General features: G+C 66.3%; 11 protein-coding genes and 1 pseudogene. All 12 read right to left on the minus strand.

Features of this window, described 5'->3' with window-relative positions:
- Nucleotides 1–453 (minus strand): Hpt domain-containing protein (locus ACE3P2_RS06155; RefSeq protein WP_374262210.1); only part of this gene is annotated, 453 nt, incomplete at its 3' end.
- A 124-nt stretch (nt 454–577) separates the two neighbouring features.
- The gene (gene cheZ / locus ACE3P2_RS06160; RefSeq protein ID WP_374262213.1) at nt 578–1,444 is read right to left on the minus strand and encodes a protein phosphatase CheZ; all 867 of its coding nucleotides are present in this window, start codon (nt 1,442–1,444) and stop codon (nt 578–580) included.
- 27 nt (nt 1,445–1,471) lie between these two features.
- Nucleotides 1,472–1,870 (minus strand): chemotaxis response regulator CheY, encoded by a 399-nt coding sequence (cheY, locus tag ACE3P2_RS06165; protein ID WP_374262215.1) that lies wholly within the window; start codon nt 1,868–1,870, stop codon nt 1,472–1,474.
- A gap of 15 nt (nt 1,871–1,885) precedes the next feature.
- Complete coding sequence (locus ACE3P2_RS06170) at nt 1,886–2,839, minus strand: chemotaxis protein (RefSeq protein WP_374262218.1); 954 nt, start codon at nt 2,837–2,839, stop codon at nt 1,886–1,888.
- Between the two features lie 15 nt (nt 2,840–2,854).
- The gene (locus ACE3P2_RS06175; protein ID WP_374262221.1) at nt 2,855–3,826 is read right to left on the minus strand and encodes a chemotaxis protein; all 972 of its coding nucleotides are present in this window, start codon (nt 3,824–3,826) and stop codon (nt 2,855–2,857) included.
- Between the two features lie 107 nt (nt 3,827–3,933).
- A complete protein-coding gene (locus ACE3P2_RS06180) occupies nt 3,934–5,613 on the minus strand; it encodes a methyl-accepting chemotaxis protein (RefSeq protein WP_374262223.1) in 1,680 nt (559 codons plus the stop codon).
- 173 nt (nt 5,614–5,786) lie between these two features.
- Entirely contained in the window at nt 5,787–7,520 is a 1,734-nt protein-coding gene (locus ACE3P2_RS06185; protein WP_374262226.1) for a SpoIIE family protein phosphatase, read from the minus strand.
- A 3-nt stretch (nt 7,521–7,523) separates the two neighbouring features.
- Nucleotides 7,524–7,829, minus strand: a complete 306-nt coding sequence (locus tag ACE3P2_RS06190; RefSeq protein WP_374262229.1) for an STAS domain-containing protein — start codon at nt 7,827–7,829, stop codon at nt 7,524–7,526.
- A 67-nt stretch (nt 7,830–7,896) separates the two neighbouring features.
- On the minus strand, nt 7,897–8,991 hold the full coding sequence (locus tag ACE3P2_RS06195) for a chemotaxis response regulator protein-glutamate methylesterase (RefSeq protein WP_374262232.1): 1,095 nt from the start codon (nt 8,989–8,991) through the stop codon (nt 7,897–7,899).
- A gap of 38 nt (nt 8,992–9,029) precedes the next feature.
- A complete protein-coding gene (gene cheD / locus ACE3P2_RS06200; RefSeq protein WP_374262235.1) occupies nt 9,030–9,641 on the minus strand; it encodes a chemoreceptor glutamine deamidase CheD in 612 nt (203 codons plus the stop codon).
- Complete coding sequence (locus ACE3P2_RS06205; RefSeq protein WP_374262238.1) at nt 9,631–10,506, minus strand: CheR family methyltransferase; 876 nt, start codon at nt 10,504–10,506, stop codon at nt 9,631–9,633. The genes cheD and ACE3P2_RS06205 overlap by 11 nt, the downstream gene beginning before the upstream one ends.
- 79 nt (nt 10,507–10,585) lie before the next feature.
- Nucleotides 10,586–10,943, minus strand: a pseudogene (locus tag ACE3P2_RS06210) (methyl-accepting chemotaxis protein); the annotation flags it as partial.

The following is a 10,943-nucleotide window of genomic DNA, read 5'->3' on the forward strand; positions in this document are numbered from 1 at the left end:
CACGACCGGCGGCGGTTCGACGACCACCGGCGCGGCGGGCGCCGCGGCGCCGACGGTCAGCTCGCCGGCGATGGCGCGGCGCAGGTCGTCGATCAGGTCGGGATCGGCTGGCGCGGGCTGCACGCCCTGCTCCAGGTAGCCGAACATGTCGCGCACGGCGCCGGTGGAGGACAGGATCACGTCCATCACTTCGGGCGTCACCGACATCTCGCCGTTACGCAGCAGATCGAACAGGTTTTCGGTGAGGTGACACAGGGTGACCAGCTCGGCCGCATTGAGGAAGCCGGCGCCGCCCTTGATGGTGTGAAAGCCCCGGAAAATGTCGTTCAGCAGGCCCTTGTCGCCGGGCGCCCGCTCCAGGTCCACCAGCTTGTTGTCGACCCCGGACAGGAGATCCCCCGCTTCGACGAGGAAATCCTGCAGCAGGTCTTCCATCCCGGAAAAATCGCTCATTGCTATCACTCCTTGCGGTGTTGCCCGCTCACGCCGCGCGCGGCGGCGTGCATCAATCGTGGCAGGTGGTCCGGCCGCCGGCGCGGCGCCCTTTGGCGCACGCCGACCGCGCGTCCAGCCCGTCTCAGAATCCGAGGCTTTCGAGCAGGTCGTCGACCTGCTCCTGGTTCGAAACCACGTCGTCGCGACCGACGGCGTTGATGACCGGGCCGTTCATCAGACCTTCCGGCGCGTCGACCTTGCGGTCGGCCGGCATCGCCTCGATGAGCACCTGCAGCAGTTGCTGCTCGAGCCCCTGGGCCAGATCGACGACCTTCTTGATGACCTGTCCGGTGAGATCCTGGAAGTCCTGGGCCATCATGATTTCCATCAGCTGCGCGTTGGTCTCGCGGCTGCCGTCCACCACCGTGCCGAGGAAGTCGCGGGTCTCGCCGGCCAGCAGGCGGAACTCGTCCGGATTGAGCTGGCGGGCGTACAGGCGATCCCAGCGGCTGCGCAGGATCTCGGCGTTGGCCTGGACGCGGTCCTGGATCGGCTTGGCGATGTCGGTGGCGTTGAGCACCTTGCTCGCCGCCTGTTCGGTCATCTCGGCGATGTAGCTCAGACGCTGGCGGGCGTCGGGAATCGCGTGGGCCGCCTCCTGCAGGCTGCGGTCGTAACCCAGTTCGCGCAAGGTGTCGTGGAGTTGTCGCGTCATCACGCCGATCCTGTTGAAAACGGTGTCGGAACGGTGGCCGCGGCTGTCTTCCTCCTCGTCGGTCGCGGCGGCGTCGGGATGTTCGGCGGTGTACTCGCTGGCCACCGAGTCGAACAGGGCTTGCAGTTCGTCGTCGTCGCTGCCGGTGCTGGCGCCGGCACTGGGGTTGCCGGCGACGACCTCGAGCCGCGGCGGCGGGGCGGCCGCACCGGCCGGGGCGCCGGCGATGCTGTCGAAGAGCGCCTGCAGATCGTCGGAGTCGCCGGATTCATCGAATTTGAGACGTTTTGCCATGATGGAGCTCCGTCCTGTCGGTGGCCGTCAGGCCGCTTTCTTGCCCATCTTCTCGAAAATCTTTTCGAGCTTCTCGGAAAGGGTCGCCGCGGTGAAGGGCTTGACGATGTAGCCGCTGGCCCCCGCCTGCGCCGCCGCGATGATGTTCTCCTTCTTCGCCTCGGCGGTGATCATCAGCACCGGCAGATGCTTGAGGGCCGGATTGGCGCGGATGTTCTGCAGCAGGGTCAGCCCGTCCATGTTCGGCATGTTCCAGTCGGTCACGACGAAATCGAAAGGCAGCGAGTTGAGCTTCTGCAGCGCGATCTGCCCGTCTTCGGCCTCGTCCACGTTGGCGAAGCCGAGCTCCTTGAGCAGGTTGCGGACGATCCGCCGCATGGTGGAAAAGTCATCGACGACGAGAAATTTCATCTTGGGGTCCGACATGTTGTTGATCTCCGTTCAGTCCCGGCAGGACCGCATCAGCAGGGGGCGCAGGGTGTCTGCCAGGACGTCGGCGTCGAACTTGGCCACGTAGGCGTCGACGCCGACACTCTTGCCCATCGCCCGGTTGGCCTCCGACGACAGGGATGAATGCATGACCACCGGAATGCCCTCGAAGCGGGCATCGGACTTGATGTTGCGGGTGAGCACGTAGCCGTCCATTTCCGGCATCTCGGCGTCCACCAGGATCAGATTGACCTCGTCGCGCAGATCGACCCCGCGCTGCTGGGCGTGGCTGGCCATGCCTTCGAGACGGGTCCACGCCTCCAGGCCATTGAGGGCGTGCTTGTGACGCACGCCGAGCTTGTCGAGGGTTTCGGCGATCTTCTTGCGGGCCACCGCGGAGTCGTCGACGAAGAAGACATTGACGTCGCCACCGCCTTCGAGCGGATGGATCTGGCCGACCACGGCTTCGCCGAAGGTGCTCGCGAGGATGGTTTCGACATCGAGGATCGACACCAGCTTGCCGTCCTGCAGCTCGGTGATGGCGGTGATGAAGTGATGGCCGCTGGAGGTGACGTTGTCCGGCGCGCGAACTTTGTCCCACTCGACGCGGATGATGCGATCCACCTCGTGCACCAGGAAGCCGAGGGTGCGCTTGCTGTACTCGGTCACCATCATCGAGCCGCCCAGGGGCTCGCCGGGGGCGGAGATGCCCATCACCTTGGCGAGGGCCAGCACGGGGATGACGTTGCCGCGCAGGGAGATCAGGCCTTCGACACCGGCCGGCATGTTGGGCGCCTTGGTGATGAAGGGGGTACGCGACACCTCGCGCACCTTGAACACGTTGATCCCGAAGATCTCCTGGGTGCCCAGGGAGAACAGCAGGATTTCCATGCGGTTAGAACCCGCCAGTTTGGTCCTGGCGTCCACCGACTCCAGCAACCCGCGATCGACATGATCCATGTTCATCTCGCTCCTCTTTCCTCAGACGGCCTTGGCCGCGGCAGCATGTTTGGTGATGAGGCGCCGCAGGACTTCGGCCAGCCGCTGCGGCTCGAACTTGGCGACGTATTCATCCACCCCGACCGAGCGGCCGAGTTGCTGGTTGGACATGCCCGACAGCGACGAGTGCATGATGACCGGCACGCCCTCGAAGCGCGGATCGGTCTTGATGCGCTTGGTGAGGATGTAGCCGTCCATTTCCGGCATTTCCACGTCGGTGAGCATCAGCGCCATCATGTCCTTGACCTTGCGCCCCGACGAGGCGGCGTAGCCGGCGAGCTTTTCCAGCTCGTCCCAGGCCTGGCGGCCATTGACGGCGCCCACGTAGCGCACCCCCAGCGCGTCGAGGGTGCGCTCGATCTGCTTGCGAGCCACCGACGAGTCGTCGGCGAAGTACACCGTGACGGGCTCTTCGGCCACGATCGGCTCGATGCCCTTGAACAGGAACTCGTCGTCGTAGCGGGTGGTTTCGGAGAGCACCTTTTCCACGTCGAGCAGCATCACCAGCTTGGGACCGGGCAGCTCGGTGACGGCGGTGACGAGGCCGCCCAGGTTGGCGGTCAGCATGTCGGGCGGCACGCGCATCTGCGACCAGTCCAGGCGCAGGATGGTGTCCACCGCCTCGACCAGGAAGCCCTGGGTGTGGCCGTTGTATTCGGTGACGATCATGATGTCCCGCGGCGAGTCGGAGCCCATCCCCGCGTACTTGGCGAGATCGACCACCGGCACCAGCACGCCACGCAGGCTGACCATCCCCTCGACCGACGAGGGCATTTCGGGCGCGGCGGTGATCGGCGGCGTGCGCATCACTTCGCGCACCTTGAACACGTTGATCCCGAAGGTTTCGCGCCGTCCGGTGCGCGGGTCGGTGCCAAGGGTGAACAACAGGATTTCGAGCTTGTTGGTGCCCGCCAGCCTGGTACGCGCGTCAATGTTCTTGAGAAGTTCCGACATCACTCGATCTCCGTCGCCGACCACCTGCAATCACGATGAGGCAGGCCCCGACTTGGTATCAATATCGGCGGGGGCCGCACAATCTTGAGTGCGCCCACGCCCCGCCGTCAGGCCCGGTAGCCGATCCGGAAGCCGCCCCAGTGGCGGCCGTTTACGTAAATCGGCGCCGAAATGTCGTGCATGATCTCGCCGGTATCGCGGCGGTAAGTCTGGATCAGGAACGGCATCTCGTTCTTGCCGCACTGCTTGCCGACCCGGTCGTCGAAGATGCGCTTGGTGCGGCTGCCGACGATGTCCTTGGCGTAGTCGCCGGTGAGCGGCTGGCTGTAGCGCTTGTTGTGGGTGGGCACGTAACCGTTGCGGTCGGTACCTATGGCATAGACCACTTCGGCGTTGCCGTCGAGCAGCCCTTCCTGCAGCGGCGGCAGGATCCGGTCGGTGAGCGCATCGAAGCGGGTCGCGTACTTCTGCGGCCGGGTGTCGGGTATCGGCTTGTAGGTCTCGTCGAACAGATCGTGCTCGCTGATCTGGCCGCCCGCCACCGCCCGTTCGAGGATCTGGCCGGCCTGACGGGCCGCGTCGCGCACCAGATCGGGCATCTTCTTGTGGACCGTCATCGCCCGCTCGCCCTCGGGGCCGAGCTTGAAGACCTGCTGGATCTCCTTCAGATTCACCGCCAGATCGCGCAGGCTGGTGGCCTCGTGCAAGGTGTCGCGCGCGCCGGCCGAGTTGCAGCCCGCCATCTCCATGATCTGCCGCACGTGGCCGGCGATCTGGCCCGCCTCGTGGCTGTGGGCGTTGATCGCGGTGGCGATCGACTCGATGCGCGCCATCGTCTGCTCGGCGCCGTGGTTGATCTGCTCGAGGGAGCTGGCCGCACGCCGGGCCAGCTCGGCCCCCGCGTGGGCCTGGGCGCTGCCCACGTCGATGGCGGCGATGGCCGACTTGGTCTCGGCCTGGATCGCCGCGATCATGTCGCCGATCTCCCGCGTCGCCGACGAGGTCCGCTCGGCCAGCTTGCGCACTTCGTCGGCCACCACCGCGAAACCGCGCCCCTGCTCGCCGGCACGGGCGGCCTCGATGGCCGCGTTGAGGGCCAGCAGGTTGGTCTGGTCGGCAATCTCGTGGATCACCTTGACGATGCCGCTGATCGCCTGGGAGCGATCGCCCAGCGCCGCGATCACCCGCGCCGAATCCGACACCGAGCAGGCGATCCGCTCGATCTCCCGCGCCGCGTGGGTGGCCACCTCGCCCCCCTGCACCGACAGTTCGCGAGCGGCCTGGGCGTTGCTGGCGGTACGGCTGGCGTGATCGGCCACTTCGTTGACGCCGGCGGTCATCTGCTCGATCGCCGACGCCATGCTCTCTGCCGCGCTCTGCTGCCCCCCCGAACCTTCGACCACGCGGCCGGCGTAGTCGGACAGCAGGTCGGCCGCCTCCGACACCCGCTGGGCATCGAAGATCACCTTGCCGACGATGCCCTGCAGGCTGCCGATCAGCTCGTTGAAGGCCTCCTCCACCTCGCCGACCTGGCCGCCGGCCACCGGCGCCCGCCGGGACAGGTCGCCGTCCCGGTACATCGCCCGCATCGTCTCGCGCAACTCGGCCAGCGGCTGCACGAAGAGCACCCGCATCGCCATCGCGACAGCGACCCCGACAAACACCCCCAGCGCGATGGACACCCCCACGAAGGCCGCCGACGCCGACAGGCCGAACGCCAGCCCCGCGCCTGCGGCCCCCAGCGCGGCCGTCGCGCCAATGGCTCCCGAGACAAGATGAATTGGCATGGCGTCCCGCCACCTCCACAGCAAGAATGAAGGACCGGCGCGCTTGCACGGCCGGCGTCGCAACGGGAGACGCGCACGCGCACCGCCGTATCGACGCTCTTATCGACAGCCTTACAGTGGAACTTTAAGCAGCGCCCGATGCGGTTGCGGGGCGGGGGTGGAAACCGGCGGAATCAGCCCCGTTCGGCGAGCCGGAAGGTGACATCCACGCGGTTGCCGGCGCCGCTGTAGCGCACTTCCTCGCAGACCCGCAGGAGCAGCGGAATGCCCCGGCCGTGGCCCTTCAGCATCTCCTCGCTGGTGGGCTCGCGGGAGGCCTCCTGGACCTGCAGTTCGTAGTCGAAGCCCGGCCCGGTATCGGCACAGCCGATGTGGAGCATCGGCGCCCGGTCGAGACTCTGACGCAGGGTCAGATCGAACTCCACGGCGCCCACCGCCAGCCGCGACAAGCGCCGCGAGCGCTCCTCGAGGTAGACGTCCATGCCCTCGGCCCCCACCTTCAGGGACGACGGCAGGCGCAGCAAGCCATGGTCAAGCGCGTTGTTGAACAGCTCCGACAGCACCAGGAACAACCGCCCGGCAAACGGCCGCACGCCGTCGAACTGCTCGATGCAGCCAAGGATCAACGGCACCGCGTCGAGGCGTTTCAGGTCGGTGGCGCCCAGGCGCAGCACCAGCCGCCAGTCGCTGGCGTTGAACGGCACGGGTGCATCGCCGGCCGGCAGCGCCGGCATCGGGTTGGGGGAATCGGTGAGGGCGATGTGGGCAATCGAGATGTCGTCGCGGGGCGGCTTGCCCCCGGTGAGGCCATGGACGATCTCGGTCAGGCGCGGCAGACGCGCCGCCGCCTCGAGCCCCTCGATGGCCCGCCCCAGCCCATCGACACCGAGCGCCACGCCCTGCGCATCCTCCTGCTCGATGAGGCCATCGGAGAACAGCAGCAGGTGGTCGAGGGGATTGACCACGTGGGTATCGACCGTGCCGTCGAACTCGTCGTCGTCCACCACGCCGAGGGGGAAATGGTGGCGGTTGAAGTGGATGCGCACGCCGCCGTCGGGCCGCACCAGCAAAGGGCCGGGGTTGCCGCCGTTCCAGACGGTGACGTAACGCTCGCGGAAATTGACCGCCGCCAGCGTGGCGGCGATGAAACGATCCACCGGCAGCAGCGCCCGCACCTTGCTGTTGATCTCGCGGGCGATGGCATCGATGCCGAAACCGCGCTCGGTCATGCGGTAGAACGGCGCGGTGACCGGCAGCACGTTGAGGGAGGCGGCCAGCCCGTGACCGGCACCGTCGGCGAGGAGCACGTGGAGCACGTTGCCCGGCGTGCGCGCGGCGGCGATCAGGTCGCCGCTGAACTCGGCCGCCGAGGCGATGAAATGGGACACCGCGGGGTCGCCCAGCGCCTCGCGGTTGATCAGGCGCTCCATCACGAAGCGCGCCAGCCGCTGCTCCTCCTCCTGCAGGCTGCGGTAGCGGGCCAGTTCGCGATTGCGGGCCTCGGCCTGCCGCTGCATCGCCTTCAGGCGCAGGATCACGCCGAGCTTGGCGTGGAGCATCTCGCGGGACGCCGGCTTGCACAGATAAGCGTCGGCGCCGGCCTCGAGGGCGCGCATCTGGGTCGCCTCGTCCAGACTGCCGGTGAACACCAGGCTGGGGATCCAGCTGCCGTCGGTCCGCATCCGGACCGTCTGGAGCAGTTCGATGCCGTCCATCCCGGGCAGGCCGACGTCGGTCATCAGCACGTCCGGGTAGGCGCGGGCGATGTGATCGAGCGCTTCGTTGGCCGTGCTGACGCCGGCGACGCGGTGGCCCAAGGCCACCAGATCCCGACGGATCAGGAAAAGATCGTCGGGATTGTCATCTACAACAAGAATGAAGAGGGATTCGGGGGCTGTGTCGGCCACCGGTCAAACGATCGGAAAGAGCTTGCCGAAGTTGGCGATGTCGAGCACCTGACGCACGCTGCCGCGGGCGTTGGCGAGGCACACGGTCTTGCCGGAAGTCTTGGCCTTGTCCCGCAGCATCAGCAGCATGCCGAGCGCCGAGCTGTCGAGATAGGCGACATTGCCCAGGTCGACCGCCACTTCGGTGGTACCCGGACTGCCGAGGGCTTTATCGACCGCGTCGCGGAATTCGCGGTGGGAGTTGAAATCAAACCGCCCGGAGAGCTGAATCCTGGCTTGACTCTGCAGGGTGCTGACGCTGGTATCCATTTCTTGCCTCTAATTATTTGTTCGACCTACTCCACCCCTGCCGACGAGCCGCCGGCACGGGCGCTGTTCATGTCTGCGGCCCCCGTCGTTCAAGGTTCCGCAGGCGGGCCAGCACACGCGGCCCGATTTCCTTCAGCGGCGCCACGTCGTCGAGGGCGCCGATTGCCGCCGCTTCACGCGGCATCCCATACACCACGCAGGATTCCTGATCCTGCCCGATGGTCCAGGCGCCGGCGTGCTTCATCGCCAGCAGCCCCTGGGCTCCATCCTTGCCCATCCCGGTGAGAATCACGCCCAGGGCATTGCCCCGCACCTGGCTCGCCGCCGAGTTGAACAGCACATCCACCGCCGGCCGATGCCGGTTGACCGGCTCGCTCTGGGCCAGCTCGCACACGTATCCGCCGACGCCACGTCGCACCGACAGATGCGAATGTCCGGGCGCGAGATACACCGTGCCCGGCACCACCTTCTCGCCATGCTCGGCTTCCTTGACCCGCAACCGGCACAGCCCGTCGAGCCGTTTGGCGAACGACGCCGTGAACATTTCCGGCATATGCTGGACCATCAGGATGCCCGGCATCTGCCCGGGCAGAGAACATAGCACTTCCTTGATCGCCTCGGTACCACCGGTGGAGGCGCCGATCAATACCAGCTTGTCCTGCAATACGCGTTCCGGGAGCCCCGAAGCGATGCCACCGGAGGCCTCGGAAGTCTCTCGCAGCAAGGGTTTCGGGCTTGCCGCCGACTTGGCCGGAACCCTTGGCCGGGCGCCGTAGGCGGCCCTGACCTTTTCACAAATTTCTACACGATAGTGCTCCAGCCCTCCCGACGAATCGAGCTTCGGCTTGGGCAGGAAATCCACCGCGCCCAATTCCAGCGCCTGCAAGGTCGCCTCCGAGCCGCGCTTGGTCAGGCTCGAAATCATCACCACGGGCATCGGTCGCAACCGCATCAGACGGGCCAGGAAATCGAGCCCGTCCATTTTCGGCATTTCGATATCCAGCGTCAGCACGTCCGGATTGTGCGTCTTGATCATTTCCCGCGCCACGATGGGATCGGGTGCCAACCCGACCACGTGGAGATCCGGCGCGGAATTGATGATCTCGGCCAGCATTCCGCGCATGACCGCGGAGTCGTCGACGATGAGAACCTTGATTGCCATGCTTCGCTTTCTGAATCGGTCGGAATAAGCCGACCCGGTCAACCAAATAGCTCGACGTCGCCTTGCACATTGTCACGTCGAAGCCGGGCTTCGTATTCGCGCTCGCGCGCGATGAGCGTGTCGTTTTTCACGCGTACCAGCTTTTTCATCATGACCCGACCACTCACCGGAAAGAAATAGACCTTTCGTGGATAGATATCGAGCAAATCCTGCGCCACGACTGGAATTCGCTCGGTTTCGAGGTAATCGAGAACGAATTGCGCATTCTTCTCTCCGACCTGGGCCTGGGTCAGGCTGGCGAGCACTTTGCCGCCCCCGAAAACCTTTGCCTCGAGACTGCTTCGCCGGGCGCCCAATTTGAGCAGGTGATTGAGCAGCACTTCCATCGCATACGCACCGTAGCGGGCCGAGGACGACAGCACCCCCGATTCGCTGCCCTCGGGCAGCATGAAATGATTCATTCCGCCCAGGCCTTTATCGCGGTCGCGAATGCACGCGGTGACGCAGGAGCCCAGCACCGTGACGAGCAGCATGTCGGCCGTCGTCACGAAATACTCGCCCGGCAACACCTTCACCGCGTCGCATTCGAAAGTGCGGTCGAAATAGCGATTGGTCGCCAGATGCTCCACATAGCCGGCATCAACGGTCACGGGCATCCGTCCTTTCATAGACCGTCCGCCCCAGCGAACGGAAGATGTCCGCCGCATGGAGGAAGCTTTCCGAATGCCCCGCGAACAGCAGGCCATCCTGCTTGAGCAGCGGCACGAAGCGCTTGAGGATCGCGTACTGGGTGGGCTTGTCGAAATAGATCATCACGTTGCGACAGAACATGATGTCGAACGGCCCCTGCAGCGCCCAGTTCTTGTCGAGCAGATTGATGCGCTTGAACTCGATCAAGCGCTGCAGCTCCGGCCGCACCCGGGCGAACCCCGCCTGGCTGCCGGTGCCCTTCAGGAAAAAGCGTTGAATCCGCTCCCGCGACATGCGCTCGATGCGGTCCAGGCCATAGACGCCCTTCTGGCAGGTGGTGAGCACGTTGGTGTCGATGTCGGTCGCGACGATCTGGACCGGCGGCGTCATCGTGTTGAAGGCCTCGCAGGCGGTGATCGCCAGGCTGTATGGCTCCTCGCCGGTGGACGCGGCGCTGCACCAGATGCGCACCGGCGTGCGGCCGACGTGCTTCTTCAGGCGTTCGGCCAGGATGTCGAAGTGATGGGCTTCGCGAAAGAAGGAGGTCAGGTTGGTGGTGAGGCTATTGACGAAGGTCTCCCACTCCTCCGGCTCGCGTTCGGCGCGATCCAGGTATTCGGCAAAGCTGCGGTCGCCGCGCGCGCGCAGTCGGCGCGCCAGGCGGCTGTAGACCATGTCCTGCTTGACCGGCGACAACGAGATGCCGGCGTGCTTGTAAATGAGGGCCCGCACCCGCTCGAAGTCGGCGGTCGAAAACGCGAACTCCCGGTCCGGCGTGCCGAGGCTCGGCGACACCACCGCGGCGCGGGCCGGCGCGGCAGCCACGGCGGGACGCGCGACGGACGCCCCGGCCGGTCGACTCGCGCCGACGGGGAAGCTGTTTATCTGTCATGGCGTGGCTTTCTCAGAATTCTTCCCATTCGTCTTCCACATCCCCCACGGCGGCAGCCGTGGCGCGGCGCGGCGCCTTGGCCACCGGACGGGCCGGCGCGACCGGGCGGACGCTGCGCTCGGGCAGACGCGCCACGTTGTCGGGCACCGCCGCCACGGTCGGGGCTTGCGCACCGCCCGCCAGCCGGAACATCGACACCGCCCGCACCAGCGTACGCGCCTGATCCTCGAGGCTCTCGGCGGCGGCGGCGGCCTCCTCGACCAGGGCCGCGTTCTGCTGGGTCACCTCGTCCATCTGCCCGACCGCCTGGGTCACCTGCTCGATCCCGCCGCTCTGCTCCTGGCTCGCTTCCGAAATCTCGGTCACCAGC

The organism is Zoogloea sp., assembly GCF_041911615.1.
In the GTDB taxonomy this organism is placed as follows: domain Bacteria; phylum Pseudomonadota; class Gammaproteobacteria; order Burkholderiales; family Rhodocyclaceae; genus Zoogloea.